Raw genomic sequence first — 23,126 nt, 5'->3', positions numbered from 1 at the left:
ATTAGGCAATTAGTTTCCCTGTTTTTTATTATAATAAACATTATTAAAAATTCAAAAAATACCGTTCATATAGTCAGCTATATGAACGGTATTTTCTATTTGCAAATATCTAATTTTATGGATGTTTTTTTATTAGGATAATTTTCAATAAATCCTGGCCCTAAAGAGACTTTAATGCCATCTATTTTATATACATTATAGCGTTCGCCGCGATTTAACGTACGAATCTTTACCCATTTTCCTTTTTCTTCCTTCAATAAAACCATCGGTGATTGAATCGTTACAAAACCAATTTGGCCTTTTGAGAGCTTTTTCGTTTTACAAAGATTCTGGGCGACTGGAGCACTGCTTACTTTGTATTTGTTTTTAACAGCGATTGAATCAAAACTTTGAGAATGGAATTGACCAATAACCACTTTTGTACCGGTTTGAACACGGTCAAACAGCCAGCGTACCTCTTCATCATACATACGAATGCACCCAGAACTTGCGTAAGTCCCGATAGAACTTGGATTATTATTTCCATGAATAGCATACGTCGTTCCATATGTTCCGCGCGCATTTAATCCTAGCCAACGATCACCTAGCGGATTCCTAGGATCTCCTCCCCGAATGTTGTCTTTATAATAAGGCCGGTTTTTAATTTTATTCACAATGCTAAAGGTACCCTCTGGTGTATAACTCATCTGCCTCCCCGTCGCAACTTTGAACGTCCTTACTAATTTTCCTCTATCATAAAAAGCAAGGGTGTTAGTAGATTTGTTAATAATAATAAGTTGATTTGACGCCGCAGACGCATTGCCTGTCAGACCCATCCCCACGAGTAAAAAAACAAGCCCAACAAAAAAAACAGCCACCTTTTTCATTTATCGACTCCCCCAATTTCTCTTATATCTATATAAGAAAAGTATAGGATGAAAGGCAAACCATCAGAACACTTTTTACCTTATAAGTCAAAATACAATAAAATCTTTCACGCACCCCTTTTTACTGACAAGAAACAATAAATGTACATAACAAAAAAACGGCCCTTTAAAGAGCCGTTTCATTTGTATTTAAAGCTTCACTTCAACTTTTGCATTTTTCTTAAGTTCTTCAACTTTTTTCTCCAATGCTTCTTGTTTCTTTTGTTGTTCAAGCTGCTGCTTAATTTGTGGCTTTACGTCTTCAAGCTTTGGCATTTGAGATTGTTCTTTACCGCCGCTTGCTTGACTTTGGCTTTGTTTTGCAAATTGATCGTAATAATCTTGAATTTCTTTATCTGTTACTTCTGGTGTTTGGATGTCTTTATCTACGTACTGCTGGTATTTAATGCTATCAGCCAGCTCAGACTTTAATTGTGATTGAGTTAGTCCTGCATCTTTTAAAGCCGCTTTAAACTGTTTATCTGTTTTGAACTGCTTTTTCGTTTCTTTTAACTTTTTATTTACTTCTTCATCAGTTGCTTTATAGCCTTTGTTTTCAGCTTCTTGCAATAGCAGCGTTTGACCCACTAAATTGTCAATTGTTTGCTGCTTTACTTGTTTAGCTGCTTCTTTGGATGTTGGGTCTTGTCCCATTTGTTGATATTGGGCTTGTGATGAAGATAATGCAGCATTATATTCTTCACCAGAAACTTTTTTACCGTTTACAACCGCTACGGTTTTCTTCTCATCTACTTTTTGTTTATCTAATTTCTTCTGCATTTCTTTTGCTTGCTTTTCCTGCTTTTCCTGAGCCTCTTTTTGCTTCTCAGTTTGTGCAGTTTTCTGATCATCACTTTTTGATTGCTTTGCATCATCGTTTGAACCGCATGCTGTTAAAGCTGCAGCAATTAACCCAATGAGCAATGTATACATCAGTTTTTTCATGATTAATCTCCTTTCATAATCCTAAACGATTATTAGCTATTCGAAAAAATCATCTAGGGGGCATTGTATATGATATAGGCGTAAAAAGAAACCATTTAGGCTAATTTTAAACATATGTAATAAGATTGAAACGTTTTGTAATCTTATGAAAGATAAATGCTCTTCTTTATACGGCCTGTCTAATCATAACATTATTTAGTATGATTTACATAATTTACAGTTCGTTATACATCTGTATTATTTCAATTTATTTGTTATATGAAAAACGATAGTATTTGATTTCATATTTCTATAAGAACTTTATACGAGCTTAACGATATCACAAGTTCTTTTTTTATCCAATTGAAAGCCGAAATTCATAAAAAAAAAAAGAAAAAAGCATGGGATAATCATGCTTTTTTCTTTTCAATTTATGTATGAATTATAAAACGATTCATACGAATACGTAATCAAATTGTTTTCTTTTGCAAAACACTCAATGGAAATAGGAAATAAGAACCCGTATTTTTTTAAAATTGAAATATTTTTTTCGAATTGCTTGCAGTCGCTTTCTTCAATCGGCCGATGTTGAATCGCTTCAATCACGGCAATTATTGTCTGAAGGCTACTAATGACTTGCAATGCTTCATCGAGTAAGCCATTATATAAATGGTCTGTACAATAATCTGGGTTTAATAATTCATCAGGATTAAGCTTATCTACAGATACATACCGAGGTAACAAGTCATAGCGAAGCTGTTCAGTCAACTCTTCTATGTAATTCTCCATTTCTGGCGGAGCTGCTTGGGCAATTTTCATGGTTACCCCCCTTTTTTCTCTTAACTTATGTCTCTTTATTTAGCATAACATAAACATAAAACGAGAACTTCAGGTAGTTATTTCCTCCTAATTATTTACAAGTTCTTTTAAAAGATTAAAGGATATTTACTAGTATGTAAGGAAGGGATTAAATATGAGTATACACGGCCAATGGCTAGAAGATAAAATCGCAAAAAATGATGCAGGGCAAACAATTGAAGATTATTTAAAAACGAAATGGCGTATTCCTAAAAAAACGTTGCATCAGTTTCGGATGAATAAAAATGTCCTTATAAACGGTGAGCCTTTACCATGGAGAAACACGCTTAAGGAACATGATAAAATGTCCCTCCCTTTTTTTGAAGCAGAGCCTAATGAAATAACACCTTACAATGTTGATATAGAGATTTTGTTTGAAGATGAGCACGTACTAATCGTAAACAAACCAATAAACCTAGATACTCATCCTTCATCAGAGCAAGACCAAAAAACTCTTTTAAATGCTGTAGCTGCTTATTTTCAAAAAATAGGCCTCAAAACAAAGCCTAGACACGTTCACCGTTTGGACAGCGATACATCAGGTGCTATCTTATTCACGAAGCATTTTGTAGCAAGCTCTGTGTTTGATCAGCTGCTGGCTGAACGTAAAATTAATCGGACTTATATTGCCCTCGTCCAAGGAATCATAAAAAAAGAGGACGGCATCATCAATGAACCCATTGGACGCGATCGTCATCACGCTACAAGAAGAAGAGTATCTAGAACGGGACAAGCTGCCAAAACACGTTATCGGGTGTTAAAACGCAATACGGCAAAAAACGAAACGCTTATTGAACTTTCGCTCGAGACCGGACGCACTCACCAAATTCGTGTTCATATGAGTCACATCGGCTATCCATTACTTGGCGATACGCTTTATGGAGGAAAGAGATTAAAAGAGCAGCAGCAAGCTTTACATGCCATTAAGCTTTCTTTTATACACCCGTTTACACATCAGCGTGTGTCAGCTGTTGCACATCCAACTCAGCAAGTCTTTTTGCCTTACAGCAAGTTGTTTTCCTATTAAACATAAAAGAGAGATTAAGACACAACCAGCTAAAGGCAAACAAATAGGAGAAATATGCTCATATGGATCGCTTGAGACACCGCTGCTGATTTCCGTGCAAGACTTCGCTTTCCGCGGGCGGCCGGAGTCTTCGTCTTGCCCTCCAATCACCAGCTAGAAGCAGCAACATACATGAAACCTGCGTTCACCATATCAATAAAAAAATCCGAACGAGTTGAATTCTTTATCAAGAATCTCAATTCATCGTTCGGATTTTCCTTTAACTAAAATACTTTTGTCCTAGCCTCTTTTTTTCTATTGAATTTTAAACTGACGAATCAAGTTCGCCAATTCTTCACTAATCTCTTGCAGATGTTCAGCTGATTGAGAAACAGTAGAAATAGCTCTAATTTGTTCTTCTGTAGAAGCGGTAATTTCTTCAGTTCCCGCTGCTGATTGCTGTGCAATAGCTGCTATGCTTTGAATTGCCGCTACCACGTCTTCCTTATGCTCATCGATACTGTCCATGCTGCTTGTCACATGTTCGACAGCCGCTGCCACTTGTTCAATCGTAGTTGCAATTTCATGAAAAGCTCGTTCTGTATCTCCTACCACAAAGTCTTGAGACTTTGAAAGCTCTTCTGTACGGTTGCATTCTTCACGCGCAGCAGCGACTTCCCCTTGAATCGCTCTAATCGTATGGCGAACTTGTTCAGTGGCCTGAGAGGACTGTTCAGCAAGTTTTCGCACTTCTTCAGCTACTACCGCAAATCCTTTGCCATGTTCTCCTGCACGAGCTGCTTCAATACTAGCATTTAATGCAAGTAAATTTGTCTGATCTGAAATACTATTAATCGTGAAAATAATAGATTCAATTTTTTTCATCTTATTTGTTAATTCTTCCATTACAGCTTGAACAGCGTGAATCGTTTGAGACGATTCAGTGGTTTGGTTGCGAAGGAGCTGCATCTGTTTTAAACCTTTTTCATTGATGCTTACAGCTTCAATCGTCATTTTATTAATCTGTGCATTTCGTTCAGTGACTTCTTCAATTTGCGAAGATAAACTCATCGTTTTATGATTAGTAGAGTCAGCGTCAGAAGCTTGCTGTGTGGCACCGCTGGCAATCTCATGGATAGCCCGGCCGATTTCCTCACTGGATGCAGTTGCTTCTTCAGATACGGCACTCAAGTCTTCAACAGACGTTTTTACTGTCTCAACAGACGTCTGAACCGTGCCAATCAATGTTTTCATTTTGGCTACCATATCATTAAATAAATGAGTAAGCTCACCAATTTCATCTTTTGACTTCGTCTTCACCTGAACCGTTAAATCGCCAGCTGTTACTTTGGCTACTTCATTTTTCAGGCGGCGAATTGGATTAGTAATAATTCTTGAGAAAAAGATGGTTAACACCACTGATAATAAGATTCCAATTAACGCAATCCAGACAATAACAGTCAGTAAATGATGAGCGCTTGAGAGCATTTCATTATAAATAAAGGCATTTCCTATCTTCCAATTCGTCCCTTCGAGAGTATCATATGCCATGACTCTCTCTTCACCTTGAAAGGTATACTTCATGAAATCTCTATTCCGGTCTGCTTCGTACATTTTTTTCATAAATGGCTGATTCATCAAATTTTTCCCAGCTTCTGTTGGATGAACGAGCGCTGTGCCATTTTGATCAAATAAAAATGCATACCCACCGTGATTTACTTCTGCTTTACCTACAATGTTTTTTAATGCATCTAAGTCTAAATCAGTAGCTATAACGCCCAGTACATTTTTAGTATCTGGATCTAAAATAGCCTTTGCAATTGTCACGACCGTCTTTTTTGTTGCTGCATCTTCATATGGATCCGTATAAACCACATCATTAGGTGATTCTACTGCTTGTTTGTACCATACCCTTGAAGTCGGATCATAGTTTGAACCAAACTCTTGTTTGGGAACAGAATACATTCCTTTATTTTGAGTGCCTATGTATTCAAGTGCTAGGTTTGGATACTTTTCTTTAAACTGCGTAAACTCTTTTTGAACTGTGTTCCATGTAAAATACGGATTTTTCGCTTGGTTTGTTTGATCTCCTTCCTGCTTAACAAAATTAACAATTACATCGTTTTCACTATACGTCAGCAAAGAACGACTATACATGTCTAAGTATGTATGAATGGTTTCTTTTAACTCTTTCACTTGACTTTGAGACTGAACTTCTACATCTTTTTCTATTTGCGTTTTGGTAAATTGATAAACAGCCCCTGAAACAACTAATAATAAAATAGCTATAAAAATACTAAAAAATACTACGAGCTTTGCACTTAACCTCTTCATTCCCTCACCCTTCTACAAAAATCTTTATATTACTAATAACGGCTTTTCATTTTCATTTTTGAAGAAGTTTTTGTGATTTATTTCAAATTCCCGCAGAATAAAACCAGCGCATCCTTTCATAACGAAAGAACGTGCTGGTCTTATTTTTGCTTTTCGTATGCATCAGGTTCAATATGAACAAGCGTATCTTTAATTTGATGCTCATCGTTCATCATATGTTCAATTTGATCGGCAATTTCATGGCTTTTGATAACATTTAAATGGGGATCTACTTTAACAGTTACATCAATCACGACTTGATTACCAAGCTTGCGCGCTTTCACATCTTCTACTTCTTTTACACCTTCTACAAGCTCGATGCTTTCTTTGTAGTGCCCTAACTTTTCTTCATCAAATCCGTCCGTTAAGGAATGAGCCGCTTCTTTAAAAATCTCAATGGCTGTTTTACAAATAATAATTCCCACAGCAAAAGCAGCTACCACATCCAGCCATGGCAAGCCGAATTGGGAGCCGAAAATTCCCACAACAGCCCCTATACTCACAAGTGCATCAGACAAATTATCTTTAGCAACCGCATATAAAGACTGGCTATCAAGTTTTTTAGCAAGCTTAATATTATATCGGTAAACACCACCCATAATAGCAGCCGCTCCAAGACCTACCCAAGCAGCCAGTAAATTAGGAGCTTCAGATTTGTCCATAAATAATGACTGACCCGCATCAACCAATACTTCTAGTCCGATGACCATCATAATAAAAGAAGCAATAAGTGAAGAAATATGTTCCGCTCTGGAATGTCCATAGGGATGATCATTATCACGAGGTTTTTTAGAGATTTTTAAGCCGACCAAGACGGCAATCGATGCAATAATATCTGTAACATTATTAAGACCGTCGGCTTTTAATGCAGAGGAAGCGGTGACACCCGCAATGATAAGTTTACATGTTGATAAAAAGATATATGATAAGATACTAACCCAAGCGCCTTTTTGGGCTTGCTCATAGTAGTTCTCCATCCCTTCCACTCCTTTATTCAAAATAAGCAAACTTAGTGTAACAAATGGATTTCGTGTGGGTCTATAGAAACATTATTGGCTGCTAACATACAAATAGAGAATGTTAAACTCTTTAGCTTTCTGCAAAACAAGTTGCCTTTACTCAACACTTTAAACGTTTAAGATCTTTCTAAATGTGGCACTTCATGTAGAAGGACATTTTTTAAAATCGCCCTGTAAAATTGTTTACTATTTTTTAAAGGGTGTGATTTTTATCACAGCTGAAGCAATTTATTCTTGTTACACTAACATTGTGAAAAACATCACAAAATAAAATTCAAAGGATGGTACAAATGAAAACACAATTCACACCAAAAACACGAAAAGTTGCTGTTATCGGAACTGGTTTTGTTGGCTCAAGCTACGCTTTTTCAATGGTGAATCAAGGTATTGCCAATGAATTAGTGTTAATCGATATGAACAAAGAAAAAGCAGAAGGTGAAGCACGTGATATCAATCATGGAATGCCATTTGCCACACCGATGAAAATCTGGGCTGGAGATTATAAAGACTGTGCTGACGCTGATTTAGTAGTTATTACAGCGGGCGCTAATCAAGCTCCAGGGGAAACACGCTTAGATCTAGTTGAAAAAAACGTTAAAATTTTTGAATGCATTGTAAAAGATATTATGAACAGCGGATTTGACGGCATCATTTTAGTGGCAACAAATCCAGTTGATATTCTCGCACACGTTACACAAAAAGTATCAGGATTACCAAACGAACGGGTAATTGGTTCAGGAACGATTCTTGACACAGCTCGCTTCCGCTACTTGTTAAGCGACTATTTCGAAGTAGATTCTCGCAACGTCCACGCTTATATTATGGGGGAACATGGAGATACGGAATTTCCTGTTTGGAGCCACGCGCAAATTGGCGGTGTGAAGCTCGAACATTTTATCAATACTGCCGCTATTGAAAAAGAACCGGATATGCAGCATCTATTCGAACAAACCCGCGATGCGGCTTACCATATTATTAATCGAAAAGGAGCGACTTATTACGGAATTGCAATGGGGCTTGTACGCATTACCAAGGCTATTTTAGATGATGAAAATTCTATTTTAACAGTATCTGCTTTATTAGAAGGACAATATGGTATTTCTGATGTGTATATCGGCGTACCAGCTATCATTAATAAAAACGGCGTGCGTCAAATTATTGAATTGAATTTAACCCCTCACGAACAGCAGCAGCTCGAGCACTCTGCTAGCATACTTAAGCAAACTCGCGACAGAGCTTTTGTGTAACATCTAAAGATTTTTGCGGGGGACTCCCCCGCTCCCTTGTTTTAAATATGTAGTAGAGGTGTATGAATATGACGTGGACTCAGGTATATAATCCGTTAGATAATATTTGGCTTTCTGCACTAATTGCACTCATCCCCATTATCTTTTTCTTTATTGCTTTAACTCTTTTGAAATTAAAAGGACATATTGCTGCTGGTATTACGGTGCTTCTTTCTATGATTATTGCTATTTATTTTTATGATATGCCTGCCTCAATGATCTTAGGAGCCACAGGCTATGGGTTTCTGTATGCACTTTGGCCCATCAGCTATATTATTATCGGAGCGGTGTTCTTATACAAGCTAACTGTCAAAAGCGGACAGTTTACTACCATCAGACAATCTATTATTTCAATAACGGATGACCCCCGCTTGCAAATGCTGCTTGTTGCTTTTTCCTTTAATGCTTTTTTAGAAGGGGCAGCGGGATTTGGAGCTCCAATTGCCATTACAGCAGCGCTTCTAGTTGGACTTGGGTTCAAACCATTAAAAGCAGCGGCGCTATGTTTAATTGCTAATACAGCTTCAGGAGCGTTTGGCGCCATGGGGATTCCTGTTATTGTCGCAGGACAAGTATCTGGCATAGATCCAAAAGAAATTGCTCATTTTCTTGGCACGCAGCTTCCGATTATTTCTTTTCTTATCCCTTTTTTACTTGTCTTTATTATGGATGGGATAAAAGGATTAAAAGACGTATGGAAAGCAACGAGCATCACAGCCGTTTCCTATGCACTGACACAGTATTTAACTGTTACATACATCGGCCCTGAACTTCCAAATATCACATCTTCTATTGTGAGTTTACTTGCTCTTGCTTTTTATATTAAACGAACAAGCCCGGCAGCAGCTAAAAGCTTCAGCCTGTCACCAAAACAGATTTTAAAGGCTTGGTCTCCTTTTATTCTATTAACGATACTCGTTACGGCTTGGAGCATTTCTTTTGTCAAAAAAATGCTTGAACATATGAACCTGCTTATTAACGTCCCATTTTTACACAATCACGTAATTAAAGCAGCGCCTTTAGTAAAAGATCCTACGCCTTACGCTGCTACCTTAAAAATAGACGTATTTGCAGCAACAGGTACAGCAATTCTTATTGCTTGTATCCTTTCAGTTTTCTTGCTTAACGTATCGCCAAAAGTGGCATGGACCACTCTTTTAGAAACCGTAAAAGAATTATCAAGACCTATTATTACTATTATGATGGTCATTGCTTTTGCTTTTATTTCAAATTATTCAGGACAGTCTTCTACACTTGGATTGGCGCTCGCTACATCAGCCGCTTATTTTCCATTTTTATCTCCATTTCTTGGCTGGATCGGCGTATTTCTAACGGGGTCTGTCGTATCAAATAATGCGCTGTTCGGCAACTTGCAGCTAACTACAGCTCAGCAAATTAATGTCTTGCCAGTTATTCTCGTAGCGGCCAATACTGCCGGCGGCGTGATGGCTAAAATGCTTTCTCCTCAATCAATTGCCGTCGCTGCCGGAGCAGTGGGACTGGCTGGAAAAGAAGGTGAACTGTTTAAATACACGCTCAAATACAGCATGGGATTTTTGATACTAGGAGGGTTGGTTACTTTTTTATTGGCTTGGTGGTTATGATAAAAAGCGCTAAAAAGCTGTTATTACCGTGTTTCTTTCATTTAAACAAACGTTTGATTATATAAAAAAGTCCCCAGTTAGCGCTGGGGGTTTTTTTATTCCGAAATAAGTAAACCTATGTTGCCAAATTGTTTCCCTTTATCTAATCGTTCGCAGGCTGCAACTGCCTCTGACAGCGGATAGAATCGATCGACGATTGGTTTAATTTGATGTTTCTCTATAAAATCCATCATTTCCACGAATTCTTCCTGGCTTCCCATAGACGTACCGAGTATGTTGAATTGAGGATAAAAAATGGTTCTTAGGGGTAATTCAACTTCATTTCCAGAACTTGCACCAAAATTAACAATTCTTCCATTTGGCTTTAACATTTCAAAATAAGCAGGAAATAAAGCTGCCCCCACACTATCAAGTATGATATCTACTTTTCTATTGTTGGTTTCTTCTTTTAGGTTGCTTCCGCTACCTAATGCATAATTCGCTCCATGCTTTAGAGCTTGCTTTCTTTTTTCACCACTTCTAGAAGTGACTGTTACGTTAGCTCCGATAGCTTTTGCGAATAACAATCCATAGGTCGCGACTCCGCTTCCTATACCGGGAATAAGGAGGTGCTCTCCTTTTTTTAATTGACCTTTTGTAAATAGAGCTCTATAAGCAGTTAAAGCGGATAATGAAAGAACTCCCGCCTGTTTCCAAGATAGATAAGATGGCTTTTGTACAACGTTATTCGCTTGTATGATTACATACTCTGCAAATGTTCCATGTGATGGACCGCCTAAAATTTTAGGTGTAAGTGGAACGTGTTCTACACAATCCCACTCTAGACTTGGATTAATAATTACTTCCATTCCTTTTTTTAAACCTTTTACGCCTTCTCCCAATTCTTCTATAATGCCTGCACCGTCTGAACCGGGGATAAACGGCTTATCTCCTTTGCCTCGATTATTCATAACGAATAAATCTCTCCGGTTTAAACCTGCTGTTTTTAGTCTTACTTTTACTTCTCCTCTTTCAGGGAGCATCTCCTGAAGATTTCTGTACTTCATACCTGCTATTCCACTTTTTTCACTATGTATAATACCTTTCATCATTTCGCCTCCTTTTAATCTACTCTACTAAAAACCTCAAAACCCAAAAAGAAATATGCCTAAAAAAGGAAAACAAACTTTTAGAATCGATCTTTCACTGTTTTATCTTTATTTTTCTGTATCGTAAAGGTATTAAGCTTCTTTTATTACATTTTTGTTACAGACAATCTTTTTTTGAAAAAAAGATTAAAAAGTAGAAAGAAACGCCTGAAAACGTTGATAAATCAACCTTTAACTGGTAATTCCCTTACTATAACTAGTTTAGAAACTAGTAAAAAACTAAAAAAATTTAAGAAAAAAAGACAAAACACTTTCTTTTATTACAAATTTATTGTAATATAAATGTAACAAAAGAAATATAAAACACATAATTGTTACATAAATAAGGTTAATTAATTAGGAGTGAGTTAGAAATGAAAAAAATTGGACTAGTTTTATCATCAATCGCTATTTTCTTTACACTAAGCACTGGAGTTACAGCACAAATAACATCTACAACACTAACGGATGCAAATGCTGTCAAAATTGCAGCTAGTGCCAGCAATCATTTCTGGAGTGCTCTGCACGGTTATAAAAACAAACCATGTACAGAACGTACATTTGAATATAAAGGAACTGAGTACGTGTATCTTTGCCCAGAATTTGATACAAAAGCTGAGCTATCAAGCTACTTATCTGAGACATTTACAAACAGTGCAGTAGAAAAAGGATTAACAAATTACGGCTATATCACATATAACGGCAAACTTGCACATCCAATCGGCGACGGATTCAGCATGTTAGAGTGGTCAAAAGCAAAAACTAAGCTTGTGTATCAAACAGCAACAGTTCGCTCTTATGAATTCACAGTTCCAACTGTAGATGGCGGCAGCGTAAAACGAACTGTCACATTCTATAAATCTAATTCTCAGTGGAAAGTAAATAAATTTGACGCTGTTCAATAATAAAAAAAGCAGGCCTGCTTGAGCAGACCTGCTTTTTTCTTTTTGATCGATAACATAAATAAAACTTCTACTTACAGCGCTCTAATAGCTGTAAATAGAAGTTGAGATCACAAGTTTAAGTAAATCAAATTTTGTCGAATCCTGTAGAAACAGTGATAAGTTACGTTTTATATTACAGGCTAAATTGCTTATTGTCAACATAATTCAGCAAAAAGATAGGGCAATATATTCAGAGCATAATAAAGACATTAACTTGGATTTTGTTCATGTTCCTCTGGGTTATCATGTACAGGATGAGCGCCTGGAAATAATCTCTGCGCTTTTTCATGAAGATTTTTGTTTTCATAATTAAATGCGCTATACGTTCGCTGCCCTTCTTCCCATGAAGTAGATTTCCCCAGTTTTTGATTAACAGGAGAGCCGAAAGGACCGTCTGGAAATTCTTCAGCGGTTATATACTCATGGCTTTTTTCTACTGTAGAGAAATCATCATACGATGGTTGTTTGTCTTCTTTCAATGATTTTACCCCTTCTTTCTAGAAGATTTTCTACTAGTATGCACACTTCTTTTTGAAAAATCCTCTTAAATTAGTCTAAATCAGGGTATGATAACTATACATTTATTTTTAAAAGGAGTTGAACAGGTTGGAACCTAGACCTCAGAAAGGAACTTTTTTCCGAGAAAAAATCTTAAATAATAAATTTGTTGTATATACAATTATTATTTTTATTCTCAGCATGACTATTTTTTCGTTATCAAAAATCGGATTTATTTTAATTCCTATCTCTATTTTTATTAAAACAATCGCACTGCCGATTATCTTAGCAGGAATTTGCTTTTATTTATTTAATCCGCTTGTTGACTTTTTAGAACGAAAAGGTGTAAAACGAATTATTTCCATTCTTGTTTTATACATAGTGATTATCGGCGCATTAGCCATTATTATTTCATCGGTTATTCCGCCTCTAAAAAATCAAGTTGACCGTCTTATTGATAATATCCCAGAGCTGACGCATGACGTTCAGCATGCGGTGACGAACCTTTCGAATAACCGATATGTCGAACAAGGTCTTCAGTCGGCTAACACGGACCTAGATAAGATTTCAAAAGATGCATCCAAACACTTGAGTAAATATGTTTCTGGATTTTCAAGCGGTATTGTGAACTTTGTCGGCACCATTACAGAAATTATATTATCGGTTGCCGTTTTACCCTTTATTCTTTTTTACTTATTAAAAGATGGGAAAAATTTACCTAATTACATTGTAAAACTGCTTCCAAACCGCTCTCGTTCTGAAGCTAAATTCATTTTAGCCGACATGAACCACGCATTAAGCGCATATATTCGCGGGCAAATTTTTGTTGCGATTTGTATAGGTGTACTGCTTTTCATTGGCTATCTGATTATTGGGTTAGATTATGCATTACTTCTAGCGATTATCGCCATGGTAACCAACGTTGTGCCTTACCTTGGTCCTATTATCGCCATTATTCCAGCCATTATTATTGCGTTTATTACCTCTCCTTTCATGCTTGTAAAACTAGCCATTGTCTGGGCAGTTGTTCAATTGCTTGAAGGTAAAGTAATATCTCCGCAAATTATGGGAAGAAGCCTAGACATTCACCCGATTACCGTCATTTTTGTCATTCTAACCGCCGGAAACTTATTCGGAATCATCGGTATCATTTTAGCCGTCCCTGGATATGCCGTTTTAAAAGTTATTATTACGCATATTTACCAATTCATCCGTTTGAATTCTACTATGTATCCAGATAAAAAAGCATAATAAAAAGCCCATCGATTTTCGATGGGCTTAACTTTTTACTTTTGTTCTTCTTCATCTTCACGATCAAACCAAAGGAGCTCTTGATCATCTTCATCTCCATTATAGTTGATGAGAATTTCTTCTCCTGCTTGGATATCCGTATATGCATAAAAATCAAAGGTATGATTGTCAAAATTAATTTCATACGTAGCATTGGGTGTATACGAGTGATTAAACAGCATACCGTATCCCAAAAGAATAGCCGTATGATTCACTCCATATTCAAAAGCATAATCCGCTAGTGTTGTTTTCTCAATAAAATCATGCTCTTTATTAGGATAAGCGATAACAGGAGCTTCGTGAATAAGCGTTCCTTTTTTAATATCTTGCTTAGCAAATACACCTCTGTTAAATTCTCCGTCGCTTATCGCAGACGCTTTTATTTCGATCATATTCGTCACCTATATATTCTTTCCTCTAAGATTTTTTTCTTCCTTAAGCTTGACAGTTTCTAATGGGGAAATCAACTGTTTTTCATAACCACTTGAATATAAGCTGAAAGAGCGCTTATCATGCACACTTGTGTAAGCACTTACCTTGTTAGAAACACGCAATTTGATTTTATTTTAGACACGGAAAAGCAATGACCTTGCGCATAGCGCTTTTTTGAGCCATTCAACATGTGAAGAATCGTTTTTCTCTGTGATATAATCGTTTATGCTGCTTTTTTATGTTAATCTATCACTCTTATTACCAAATTTATCTCATGTTAGAAAGAAGGTTTTAAATGAACTTAAATCATGACAAAGAGGGTGTAACGTATGCAGTCCTTTCTTATCTTATGTGGGGGCTCACGCCAATTTATTGGAAGCTGGTTCACCACGTAGCACCGGGGGAGATTTTAGCTCAGCGCGTTTTTTGGTCTTTTATTTTTATGCTTATTCTTTTATTGATAACAAAGAAATGGCGTACATACATTACGTTTGTAAAAGAAATAATGAAAAAACCATCCTTATTCTGGTCCCTTTTTACTGCGTCTGTACTTATTAGTGCAAATTGGGGCATTTTTATGTGGGCTGTCATTGATGGAAAAATAGTAGAAGCGAGCCTTGGACAATATATTAATCCCCTAACAAGTGTTTTATTAGGTGTTATTGTCTTAAAAGAGAGATTAAGCGGGGCTCAAATTTTTTCATTTATACTAGCAGCGATCGGGGTATTAACACTCAGTCTTCATTATGGTGTGGTTCCTTGGATTTCGCTTAGTTTAGCCCTTACTTTCGGATTATATGGTTTGGCAAAGAAAAAGATTAAAGCTGATTCAACAATCGGATTAACTCTTGAAACGATGGTCATCTCCCCTATTGCATTAGCATACATAGGCTACCTCACGTTTCAATCACACTTGCAGTTTTTTGATTCTTTTTCAACAAGTCTCTTGTTAACCGGAAGTGGAATGGTCACAGCTCTACCACTCTTATTATTCACAAAAAGTGCTAAAAAAGTATCATTATCAATGCTTGGTATTCTTCAATATATTTCACCAACCTTATCTCTGCTAGCAGGAGTAATTCTGTACCATGAATCGCTAACAAAAGCTCATGTTATTGCTTTTAGTTTGATTTGGTTAGCTCTTATTGTTTATACGTTTTCATCTATTGCTAAATGGGGGAACAAAAAATACATAAAAAATAAAATGGAAGCCTAACAGAAGCATACATTTTCTTACGTATTATTTCTAAACAAATTGGGCTGAAAGGAGCGAGCGATATTTATGAAACAAATCATTGACGCTCATATTCATCTCGATCAATATGAACCGAAAAGCTGGAAAGACATACTAGAGAAGGATCCTTCGTTACAAGCGCTTATTTCTGTATCTTCCACATTACAGTCTTGCCAACTTAATCAAAAAATCAGCCAATTGTATTCCTGTGTGAAACCCGCCTACGGATTTCATCCTGAACAAATGCTGCCTTCTTCAAATGAATTAGCGGAGCTGTTTGCCTGGATTGATCAAAACAATGAAGAAATGATAGCTGTTGGGGAGGTAGGTCTACCTTATTACTTAAGTCAGACCTATACTCTTTCTCTAGAGCCCTATTTGGAGCTGCTTGAAGCTTTTATTATTCATTCAAAAAAATGGGGAAAACCATTAATTCTTCACGCTGTATATGAAGACGCTGAAATTGTGTGTGACTTACTGGAAAAACATTCCGTGTCTAAAGCTCACTTCCACTGGTTCAAAGGAGCTAAAAAAACCGTTGAACGAATGAAAAACAACGGTTACTATATTTCAGTTACACCTGATATTGTATATAAGCCTAAAATCCAAGCGCTTGCCATGGAATACCCTCTTGACTACTTGATGGTCGAAACAGATGGTCCGTGGCCATTTGAAGGACCTTTTCAAAACCAGATAACGGTTCCATCAATGATACATCAGTCCGTTGAGGAAATAGCACGTCTCAAAGGAGTTTCTGAAACGGAAGCATATGATTTTTTATATCAAAATACGTCTTGTTTTTATAATCTCTCCACATAAAAGGCCTTTCCCTAAGGAAAGGCCTTTTATATCTAAATTCGTTTCACAAGTTTTACGATTAGCACAATCACTGCAATGACAAGAAGAATGTGAATGATGCCGCCGCCAATATGAAAAACTAATCCTAATAACCAAAAAATAAATAAAAGTCCAATAATCGTCCACAACATAATTTTTTCTCCTTTTTTTATATGTAGTATTTGTTATAATTTTATATTTCCCTAAATGTGCATAAATAAACGTATTTCATATACATCTTTTCACTGAGGAAGGTTCACATAATGTACAAAAAGCAATCATGTTCTCTGTGGTAAAATAAGTATGTAATCTTATTTCATTTAAACTATAGCGGAGATGATTAACTATGACGTGGATTGTATTACTTTCCATCATTCTTGTAAGTGCACTCAAAATATTAATAACGTGTCTTCCAACTCCAGTGGTCAAATGGCTTATGACTAAATTTCAATTACACCCAACACTTGATGACCAAAGCGTTACTGTCACAGTTGATGGGAAACATTTAGAAGGCAAAGACAAAATGCAAGTGATTGATTATTTTAATAAAGCAACATTTTTAAAACAATATTATGTCCATGACGGAAATAAGGACTATTATAAACACCTAGAAGACAGTGAAACTCCACTGGTTATCGATACGAAAAAAGGAAAAAAAGATGTTCGATTATGCGTATACAGTTATGATGATCATGTCGATGTCGTAAAACAGTATAAAAAGAAAATTATTGCTTACAGCCTGCTGTCTGATCACCTTCAAAAGCAGTCCATAACAGCTGACCTAGCTTAAACCAGTCGCCTATAAGGCGGCTTTTTTAGTTTTTAGTTTTAGTTTGAAGCTATCTTATTTAAAAATACCAAACTTTAACAGTAATTCTAATGCTATAATGTAAATTAATATAATTTTCTAACTTTTATAAGAGGTGATGGATAATGCTTTCTTTGTTAGGGTTTGGAATGATTGCGACTTTTCTATTTCTTGTCATCAGTAAACGCTTGTCCGTGGTTGTTGCTTTTATTTTTGTCGCTATCCTCTTTGGTATAATTGGAGGTTTTAGTGCCCATATGGGCGATATGATGATGAATGGTATTTTAAAAGTAGCTCCTACGGCCATTATGATCGTTTTTGCTATTTTATATTTTGGACTAATGATTGACGTTGGTTTATTTGATCCTATGATTTCTCGTGTCCTAAACATTGTGAAAGGCGATCCTTTAAAAGTCGTAATGGCAACTGCCGTTATTACAATGCTTGTTGGCTTGGACGGAGACGGCTCTTCTACATTTTTAATTACAGTTTCCGCCTTGCTTCCTTTGTACACAAAACTGGGAATGAACCGACTAATACTGGCTTGTGTCATTAGTTTAAGCGCAGGTGTTATGAATATGATTCCTTGGGGAGGTCCTCTCGTAAGAGCCGCAGCAAGTTTGCAATTAGAAGTATCAGATCTATTTAACCCTCTTATTCCAGCTATGGCAGCGGGATTGATGTGGACTTTATTTTCAGCATATCTACTCGGAAAGAGAGAGAAAGCGCGCTTAGGAACCATTCATTTAAAAGGTTCATCAATGGCTTTTGCTGAACAGCTTTCAGTTCATGAGACCCCTGGGAAGCCACCTAGACTCTTTTGGTTTAATGCCTTATTGACACTGTGCTTAATGACTCTCTTGGTCGTAGACATACTCCCTATTCCTATTTTATTTGCTATTGCTTTTGCCATTGCTTTATTTGTTAATTTTCCTCATCCAAAAGAACAGCAGGAAAGAATCTTAAGTCATGCAAACAGCTTTGTAATGGTTAGTACGTTGGTTTTTGCAGCCGGAATCTTTACAGGCGTTTTTACAGAAACAAAAATGATGGATGCCATGGCTAATACCATTGTCAGCCTCACTCCTGAATGGCTGGGCTCTCACCTTCCCTTAGTTGTAGCAATAACGAGCCTTCCTCTTAGCTTTGTATTTTCACCTGATGCTTATTATTTTGGCATTTTACCTGTTATTAGCCATACAGCAGCTAATTTTGGTGTAGACCCTGTAGAAATAGGACGAGCAGCTTTATTGGGACATTCCACAACTGGGTTTCCCCTATCTCCTTTAGTACCCGCTACTTTCATTCTGATTGGGCTGGTTGAAGTAGATTTCGGGGAGCATCAAAAGTTTCTTTTCAAGTGGGCCTTTGGGACAACTATTGTGATGATAATTACAGCCATTTTAACGAATGCTATTTCCTTTTAGACTCTACCATAAAAAAGGAAGCCGACTACCATAAGGCAATCGGCTCACACATGTAGGATATTGATTTAACACTAACAAAGTACAACACAACACTAGTAATTATATAATATATTTCATTATTTTGAAAGCGATTTCATAGATATTTTTAAAAATATTTTGTTATTTGTTTTTCGTAGAAAAAAACCACGTTTCAGCCAATTCGAAACGCGGTTCTTTTCTGTAAGGACTTGCCCTACAGGCTATAAATGTAAGTACGCTCATTATAGCATGAGCTCTTATCTAGATTCTATGGTAATTACTGTATAATATCGTTACATTACGACCGGTTGTATTTTTCTGTCCATGTGCAGCGTATTCCATGGCTCATCCTGTTCAGCAAGTCTTTCGATAAAATCTTGTGAAGTCCAGAATGGAATAGCCCCCGGTAAAAAAGGATGAGTATGCAGATACAACGTGTCATAAAAATGACTTTGAGCAAATTGTTCCACTGCCTTTAACAGCTGCTGTCCAATGCCTAGACGCCGGTATGCTGGATCGACATAGCATTTTACAATCTCGGCTGCGATTTTATGTTCATATCGCTTTTTTAATGCATGAAACCTTCCATCGTAAGCGTATAAACCAATTGTTCCAATTACTTGTTGATTTTCCGTGACAGCTGCAAAAAAAGCAGCGCCTTTCGCTTGAACATAATATTCATTAAAATGAAGCAAATCCACAGGAAGCTGATTTTTTTCCATCATAGGAAATAGCTCATTCCGCATATTCATGACAAACTGAATCACTTCAGCATCCTTTTCTTTTACTTCTTTAATTTGATACATTTGTACTTCTTGCACGTTTACTGTCACATCCTTTTATCTATCATTGTATACTTTCTCTTTTTCCTATAGGAACAACACAATATTGACTATGGCGTTACGTCTAAATGCTGAGTCAGCATATAATACTCGCTTGGATTTGTGGTCCAGTTTTTCACCTTTTGATTATAAGCAACAACAATGTTTGGATGTACAATCGATGACGTCAGCATTTCCGCATTAATCAAAGCGGTTGCTTGCTTAGCTAACTGATCTCGCTTTGCGTCATCTACGGTTAAATTTAACTGCTGAATCATTTTTGTTAGCTTATCATCATCAATCCGGCTGGCATTTAAACCACCGCCCGGCAAATAGTTCGTACTTAAATAATAGCTTGCATCTCCTCTAGGTGCTGTGATAAGGCTGTACAATGCTAAATCCCAATCATCTTTTGCCATTACATATTCATCGCTGTCTTCAACTAGGTGAATCTTAATATTAATTCCTAACTCTTTCGCATTAGACTGTATAAGCTGAGCAATCAAAGGAAGTTCTGGCAATGAGCTGTATGTGACAAGAGAGAGGGATAATGGCTTTCCATTTTTGATTACTTTGCCATTTTTGAGTTGATAGCCTGCTTTCTCTAAATATTTTTTAGCATATGCTATTCCTTTTGTCTCACTAGCAGTATTATCAGCAAAAGGAAATTGGGGTAAAAATGGACCTCGAGCCGCTGCCGCTTGATTGTTCATTATGCTGCTGACAATTTCTTTCCGGTTCAGTAAGGTATCGATAGCTTTTCTTACAGTTTCGTCTTTTAATGCGTCATTGGTTTGATTATAAAGCAATAAATGAGTACGCACACTAGGTACTCCACTTACTTTGAAAGACGAATTCGCTTGTAAAGTGCTCAAGCTTTCTAAAGGCGGGCGATAAATAATATCGGCTGTCCCGGACTGAAGAGCCGCAACTCGCGCATTAGCATCTTCGTTAAATGCATAGATCGCATTTTTCAATTTTACTTTCCCATTCCAATAATGTTCATATCTTTCTAACTTCACTTGATTTCCTTGATCGAAAGTCAAAACGTGAAATGGCCCTGTGCCAATGGGCTTCTTAGCTATACTAGAAACATCAACATCTATAATAGCTGTGTTTGGATGCACTAACTCAGAAGGAAATTTAGGCATTGGTTCTTTTAATGTAATTGTCAGCGCATGACCGTTCGCTTTCATTTCTTTAATATTTAAAGCGTTTTTCATCGCATAACTTTGATCTATCGTTCTTTGAAGAGAAGACTTAACGGCATTTGCATCTAGCGCTTTGCCATTTTGAAACGTAATGTTCTTTCTTATCGTAAATGTCCACGTAAGACCGTTATCTTTCGTTTCCCACTTTTCAGCAAGCCAGGGCTTTATTTTTAAATCATTGCTGATTTTAACAAGCGTCTCCCCTACTCCCGCACGAACTGCTGTATAATTATCATCCGTATGAGGATCAAGCGTTGCAGATGTAAAATTAAATAAAAACGTCACACTTTTATCCGTTTTCTTTCTTTCTTTTATACTTATGCTCTCTTCATTAGGAGCGCAAGCAGTGAGGCAAAGTAACACAAGAAATATCATAGATACGAGTTTTTTATTATTTATCATTGATTTTTCCACCTTCTATTTTAATACACAAAAAAGCACTTCTAAAAAGAAGTGCTTGTCTTCACAACAAATTCAGATAAACGTATCCCTTGTTTATCCTATTTTTGGTTCTGCCAAAACACCTCCCTATCCTCGTAGGTTATTGTGTGCTGCGATTTATGGCAGGTCTCCTGGCTTCAAGTCACTGCCTTATACCGCCTTCCCGTCTCTAAATAGACAGTGGCTTTTTTGACATAAGGCTCCTTGTTACAGTGGCGGGACCGCTCCGGATTTGCACCGGATTCCCTTTTAAGGCAATTGAAAAACAATTGCCACCATAAAAGCTGGTTATTTAATTTAGTAGCGTGCTCTTGAAACTCTAGAAGTAGAAGCTGATGGTGAAACATCTTCATCATCAAATCCAGTGGCAATAACGGTTACCATCATTTCGTCCTTTAAATCTTCATTGATCACGGACCCAAAAATCATATTTAAGTCCTGATCAGAAGCAGACGTGACAATATCTGCTGCTTCCTGTACTTCGTAAAGACTCAAGCTGCTGCCGCTCGTAATGTTCAACAGCACGCCTCTTGCTCCATCAATCGATGCATCTAGCAGCGGACTAGAAATCGCTTTTTTCGCTGCTTCAATTGCCCGGTCTGATCCGGAAGCTCGTCCGATACCCATAAGCGCAAATCCTTGATTAGACATGATGGTTTTTACATCAGCAAAGTCAAGGTTAATCAGCCCCGGAACAGCGATTAAATCTGAAATACCTTGAATACCTTGGCGAAGAACATTATCTGCTTCACGGAATGCTTCAAGCATAGGCGTCTTTTTATCGACAATTTCAAGCAAGCGGTCGTTTGGAATCACAATAAGGGTATCTACCGATTCATTCATCGCAGTAATACCGCCTACTGCTTGCTTCGTACGTTTATTTCCTTCAAACTTGAACGGGCGAGTGACTACTCCAATTGTTAAAGCATTTAGTTCACGGGCAATTTGGGCAATAACCGGAGCTGCTCCAGTACCGGTTCCTCCGCCCATGCCAGCTGTTACGAATACCATATCTGCGCCTTGCAGTACTTCTTGAATTTGTTCTCTGCTTTCTTCGGCTGCTTCTCTTCCCACTTCTGGATTAGCTCCTGCACCTAATCCTCGCGTTAAGGCCGCACCAATCTGCATTTTCACATCTGCTTTAGATAAGTTAAGCGCCTGAGCATCCGTATTAACGGCGATAAATTCTACTCCTTGTACACCGTGTTCAATCATACGGTTAACGGTGTTATTTCCTCCACCGCCGACCCCAATTACTTTAATTCGCACTAGTGGCGATACATCTGCATCAAATCCAAACATTCTAAGTTCCTCCTCAATGATCAAAATTACTTTCTCTTATTATCCGAAAAAACACGTGAAGAACCTTTTACTCCTATGTTTAACGCGTAACTGTTCTTTTGTTTTACAGATTTTATACACTTCTCTTTTAACCTTTAAATCTTTACATCTTTATGTAAATTTATTGTTGTTCTAAAATTAGTACGCCAAACTCTTTTATGGTTTTTCCACTCAAAATGGCATATAAGCTTATTGTATCATTCATTTGACAGATGTCTGTATTTAATTTTGAGTAAGATGTGACTAAGAGAATAATATTTTTATAGACAAAATGAGAAAAAGCCCTTAGAAATAAGGGCTTCTCTAGATAATAAACCGTTTTATAATTTCCCAGTTAAGAATTGAGCTTCTCCCATGCCAAAGCTCCAGTCAGCATTACCGTTTTCAACAATCGAAATCATAATGTCGTTTGGCTGAATGCCGCAGCTCTCTCCAAGCTCTTTTACAATTAATCTGTAAAGAGCTTGCTTTTGCTCTTCTGTCCGCTGTTTACTCGTTACACTTATAATAACCAAATCCTTGCTTCTCTCAAAGCCAAGACCTGTATCTTCAATAATCATTTCATGAGCCGGATGCTGATGTACAATTTGATAACGGTCGCGCTCCGGGACGCCAAAGGCTTCTAGCATCGCTCGGTGAGCAGCGTCTAGTAATGTTTTTAACTCTTTTTCATCTCTTCCTTCTATTACATCAAATCTAAGTAATGGCATACTAAGTAACCT

At 37.1% G+C, this 23,126-nt stretch carries 22 protein-coding genes and 1 riboswitch; of the genes, 9 read left to right on the top strand and 13 right to left on the bottom strand.

The annotated features are described in order from the left end of the window. Positions 1-95: 95 nt before the first annotated feature. The 3 genes from ACFX4G_RS23150 to ACFX4G_RS23140 form a co-directional block, all read right to left on the bottom strand. Positions 96-866, bottom strand: coding sequence for a L,D-transpeptidase (locus tag ACFX4G_RS23150; protein ID WP_377577270.1), 771 nt, complete (start codon positions 864-866; stop codon positions 96-98). A 189-nt stretch (positions 867-1,055) separates the two neighbouring features. Beyond that, a complete protein-coding gene (locus ACFX4G_RS23145; protein ID WP_013055258.1) occupies positions 1,056-1,850 on the bottom strand; it encodes a SurA N-terminal domain-containing protein in 795 nt (264 codons plus the stop codon). Between the two features lie 405 nt (positions 1,851-2,255). Further along, the gene (locus ACFX4G_RS23140) at positions 2,256-2,648 is read right to left on the bottom strand and encodes a DUF5365 family protein (RefSeq protein WP_377577267.1); all 393 of its coding nucleotides are present in this window, start codon (positions 2,646-2,648) and stop codon (positions 2,256-2,258) included. A 154-nt stretch (positions 2,649-2,802) separates the two neighbouring features. Here ACFX4G_RS23140 and ACFX4G_RS23135 point away from each other — a divergent pair, with 154 nt between their 5' ends. Then, positions 2,803-3,714, top strand: a complete 912-nt coding sequence (locus tag ACFX4G_RS23135; RefSeq protein ID WP_013055256.1) for an RluA family pseudouridine synthase — start codon at positions 2,803-2,805, stop codon at positions 3,712-3,714. Between the two features lie 294 nt (positions 3,715-4,008). On the opposite strand, the gene ACFX4G_RS23130 is transcribed toward ACFX4G_RS23135, so the two are convergent. Both ACFX4G_RS23130 and ACFX4G_RS23125 read right to left on the bottom strand, forming a co-directional pair. After that, positions 4,009-6,027 carry a methyl-accepting chemotaxis protein gene (locus ACFX4G_RS23130; protein WP_377577263.1) on the bottom strand — a complete coding sequence of 673 codons (2,019 nt, stop codon included), beginning with the start codon at positions 6,025-6,027 and terminating at the stop codon, positions 4,009-4,011. Positions 6,028-6,167: 140 nt separating this feature from the next. Beyond that, entirely contained in the window at positions 6,168-7,043 is an 876-nt protein-coding gene (locus ACFX4G_RS23125) for a cation diffusion facilitator family transporter (protein WP_043981683.1), read from the bottom strand. A gap of 332 nt (positions 7,044-7,375) precedes the next feature. Between ACFX4G_RS23125 and ACFX4G_RS23120 the strand changes: the two genes are divergently transcribed. Continuing rightward, positions 7,376-8,332 (top strand): L-lactate dehydrogenase, encoded by a 957-nt coding sequence (locus ACFX4G_RS23120; protein WP_013081626.1) that lies wholly within the window; start codon positions 7,376-7,378, stop codon positions 8,330-8,332. A gap of 62 nt (positions 8,333-8,394) precedes the next feature. Beyond that, positions 8,395-9,975 (top strand): lactate permease LctP family transporter, encoded by a 1,581-nt coding sequence (locus tag ACFX4G_RS23115; RefSeq protein ID WP_377577260.1) that lies wholly within the window; start codon positions 8,395-8,397, stop codon positions 9,973-9,975. Positions 9,976-10,070: 95 nt separating this feature from the next. On the opposite strand, the gene ACFX4G_RS23110 is transcribed toward ACFX4G_RS23115, so the two are convergent. Then, the gene (locus ACFX4G_RS23110; protein ID WP_377577257.1) at positions 10,071-11,063 is read right to left on the bottom strand and encodes a zinc-binding dehydrogenase; all 993 of its coding nucleotides are present in this window, start codon (positions 11,061-11,063) and stop codon (positions 10,071-10,073) included. A 413-nt stretch (positions 11,064-11,476) separates the two neighbouring features. On the opposite strand from ACFX4G_RS23110, the gene ACFX4G_RS23105 reads away from it, so the two are divergent. Beyond that, positions 11,477-12,007, top strand: coding sequence for an IseA DL-endopeptidase inhibitor family protein (locus ACFX4G_RS23105; RefSeq protein WP_377577254.1), 531 nt, complete (start codon positions 11,477-11,479; stop codon positions 12,005-12,007). Between the two features lie 248 nt (positions 12,008-12,255). Here the strand turns inward: ACFX4G_RS23105 and ACFX4G_RS23100 are convergent, their stop codons facing one another. Beyond that, positions 12,256-12,525, bottom strand: a complete 270-nt coding sequence (locus tag ACFX4G_RS23100) for a hypothetical protein (protein WP_014461729.1) — start codon at positions 12,523-12,525, stop codon at positions 12,256-12,258. A gap of 127 nt (positions 12,526-12,652) precedes the next feature. Between ACFX4G_RS23100 and ACFX4G_RS23095 the strand changes: the two genes are divergently transcribed. Continuing rightward, positions 12,653-13,795 carry an AI-2E family transporter gene (locus ACFX4G_RS23095; RefSeq protein WP_013081622.1) on the top strand — a complete coding sequence of 381 codons (1,143 nt, stop codon included), beginning with the start codon at positions 12,653-12,655 and terminating at the stop codon, positions 13,793-13,795. Between the two features lie 35 nt (positions 13,796-13,830). Here ACFX4G_RS23095 and ACFX4G_RS23090 read toward each other — a convergent pair whose 3' ends face one another. After that, positions 13,831-14,226, bottom strand: a complete 396-nt coding sequence (locus ACFX4G_RS23090; protein WP_025753011.1) for an SET domain-containing protein — start codon at positions 14,224-14,226, stop codon at positions 13,831-13,833. Positions 14,227-14,561: 335 nt separating this feature from the next. Between ACFX4G_RS23090 and rarD the strand changes: the two genes are divergently transcribed. Both rarD and ACFX4G_RS23080 read left to right on the top strand, forming a co-directional pair. Continuing rightward, the gene (gene rarD / locus ACFX4G_RS23085; protein ID WP_377577251.1) at positions 14,562-15,482 is read left to right on the top strand and encodes an EamA family transporter RarD; all 921 of its coding nucleotides are present in this window, start codon (positions 14,562-14,564) and stop codon (positions 15,480-15,482) included. Positions 15,483-15,548: 66 nt separating this feature from the next. After that, complete coding sequence (locus ACFX4G_RS23080) at positions 15,549-16,319, top strand: TatD family hydrolase (RefSeq protein WP_377577248.1); 771 nt, start codon at positions 15,549-15,551, stop codon at positions 16,317-16,319. Positions 16,320-16,351: 32 nt separating this feature from the next. Here the strand turns inward: ACFX4G_RS23080 and ACFX4G_RS23075 are convergent, their stop codons facing one another. Beyond that, positions 16,352-16,489 carry a lmo0937 family membrane protein gene (locus tag ACFX4G_RS23075; protein WP_013055244.1) on the bottom strand — a complete coding sequence of 46 codons (138 nt, stop codon included), beginning with the start codon at positions 16,487-16,489 and terminating at the stop codon, positions 16,352-16,354. Between the two features lie 194 nt (positions 16,490-16,683). On the opposite strand from ACFX4G_RS23075, the gene ACFX4G_RS23070 reads away from it, so the two are divergent. Together ACFX4G_RS23070 and ACFX4G_RS23065 are read left to right on the top strand one after the other, a co-directional pair. Further along, positions 16,684-17,127, top strand: coding sequence for a YfmQ family protein (locus ACFX4G_RS23070; protein WP_043981676.1), 444 nt, complete (start codon positions 16,684-16,686; stop codon positions 17,125-17,127). Between the two features lie 143 nt (positions 17,128-17,270). Then, the gene (locus tag ACFX4G_RS23065; protein ID WP_097824978.1) at positions 17,271-18,572 is read left to right on the top strand and encodes a CitMHS family transporter; all 1,302 of its coding nucleotides are present in this window, start codon (positions 17,271-17,273) and stop codon (positions 18,570-18,572) included. A 311-nt stretch (positions 18,573-18,883) separates the two neighbouring features. Here the strand turns inward: ACFX4G_RS23065 and ACFX4G_RS23060 are convergent, their stop codons facing one another. The 4 genes from ACFX4G_RS23060 to ACFX4G_RS23045 all read right to left on the bottom strand — a co-directional run bounded on the left by ACFX4G_RS23060 (position 18,884) and on the right by ACFX4G_RS23045 (position 23,114). Continuing rightward, complete coding sequence (locus tag ACFX4G_RS23060) at positions 18,884-19,411, bottom strand: GNAT family N-acetyltransferase (protein WP_377577245.1); 528 nt, start codon at positions 19,409-19,411, stop codon at positions 18,884-18,886. Positions 19,412-19,482: 71 nt separating this feature from the next. Next, positions 19,483-21,024 (bottom strand): nickel ABC transporter substrate-binding protein, encoded by a 1,542-nt coding sequence (nikA, locus tag ACFX4G_RS23055; protein ID WP_377577242.1) that lies wholly within the window; start codon positions 21,022-21,024, stop codon positions 19,483-19,485. 142 nt (positions 21,025-21,166) lie between these two features. Next, positions 21,167-21,358, bottom strand: a riboswitch (cobalamin riboswitch). A 2-nt stretch (positions 21,359-21,360) separates the two neighbouring features. Further along, complete coding sequence (ftsZ, locus tag ACFX4G_RS23050; RefSeq protein WP_013055240.1) at positions 21,361-22,365, bottom strand: cell division protein FtsZ; 1,005 nt, start codon at positions 22,363-22,365, stop codon at positions 21,361-21,363. A gap of 359 nt (positions 22,366-22,724) precedes the next feature. Further along, positions 22,725-23,114 (bottom strand): tautomerase family protein, encoded by a 390-nt coding sequence (locus ACFX4G_RS23045; protein WP_013055239.1) that lies wholly within the window; start codon positions 23,112-23,114, stop codon positions 22,725-22,727. Positions 23,115-23,126: the final 12 nt, after the last annotated feature.

This window comes from Priestia sp. YIM B13486, from assembly GCF_042787865.1.
Classification (GTDB): domain Bacteria; phylum Bacillota; class Bacilli; order Bacillales; family Bacillaceae_H; genus Priestia; species Priestia megaterium.
Note: the sequence above shows the minus strand (reverse complement) of the source record. Positions and strands in the feature narration are given on the sequence as shown.

Coding starts and splice junctions, on each gene's coding strand:
- ACFX4G_RS23150 (WP_377577270.1), bottom strand. CDS start 866: ATGAAAAAGGTGGCTGTTTTTTTTGTTGGGCTTGTTTTTTTACTCGTG.
- ACFX4G_RS23145 (WP_013055258.1), bottom strand. CDS start 1,850: ATGAAAAAACTGATGTATACATTGCTCATTGGGTTAATTGCTGCAGCT.
- ACFX4G_RS23045 (WP_013055239.1), bottom strand. CDS start 23,114: ATGCCATTACTTAGATTTGATGTAATAGAAGGAAGAGATGAAAAAGAG.
- ACFX4G_RS23115 (WP_377577260.1), top strand. CDS start 8,395: ATGAATATGACGTGGACTCAGGTATATAATCCGTTAGATAATATTTGG.
- ACFX4G_RS23090 (WP_025753011.1), bottom strand. CDS start 14,226: ATGATCGAAATAAAAGCGTCTGCGATAAGCGACGGAGAATTTAACAGA.
- ACFX4G_RS23130 (WP_377577263.1), bottom strand. CDS start 6,027: ATGAAGAGGTTAAGTGCAAAGCTCGTAGTATTTTTTAGTATTTTTATA.
- ACFX4G_RS23125 (WP_043981683.1), bottom strand. CDS start 7,043: ATGGAGAACTACTATGAGCAAGCCCAAAAAGGCGCTTGGGTTAGTATC.
- ACFX4G_RS23080 (WP_377577248.1), top strand. CDS start 15,549: ATGAAACAAATCATTGACGCTCATATTCATCTCGATCAATATGAACCG.
- ACFX4G_RS23105 (WP_377577254.1), top strand. CDS start 11,477: ATGAAAAAAATTGGACTAGTTTTATCATCAATCGCTATTTTCTTTACA.
- rarD (WP_377577251.1), top strand. CDS start 14,562: ATGAACTTAAATCATGACAAAGAGGGTGTAACGTATGCAGTCCTTTCT.
- ftsZ (WP_013055240.1), bottom strand. CDS start 22,365: ATGTTTGGATTTGATGCAGATGTATCGCCACTAGTGCGAATTAAAGTA.
- ACFX4G_RS23075 (WP_013055244.1), bottom strand. CDS start 16,489: ATGTTGTGGACGATTATTGGACTTTTATTTATTTTTTGGTTATTAGGA.
- nikA (WP_377577242.1), bottom strand. CDS start 21,024: ATGATAAATAATAAAAAACTCGTATCTATGATATTTCTTGTGTTACTT.
- ACFX4G_RS23135 (WP_013055256.1), top strand. CDS start 2,803: ATGAGTATACACGGCCAATGGCTAGAAGATAAAATCGCAAAAAATGAT.
- ACFX4G_RS23110 (WP_377577257.1), bottom strand. CDS start 11,063: ATGAAAGGTATTATACATAGTGAAAAAAGTGGAATAGCAGGTATGAAG.
- ACFX4G_RS23120 (WP_013081626.1), top strand. CDS start 7,376: ATGAAAACACAATTCACACCAAAAACACGAAAAGTTGCTGTTATCGGA.
- ACFX4G_RS23140 (WP_377577267.1), bottom strand. CDS start 2,648: ATGAAAATTGCCCAAGCAGCTCCGCCAGAAATGGAGAATTACATAGAA.
- ACFX4G_RS23065 (WP_097824978.1), top strand. CDS start 17,271: ATGCTTTCTTTGTTAGGGTTTGGAATGATTGCGACTTTTCTATTTCTT.
- ACFX4G_RS23070 (WP_043981676.1), top strand. CDS start 16,684: ATGACGTGGATTGTATTACTTTCCATCATTCTTGTAAGTGCACTCAAA.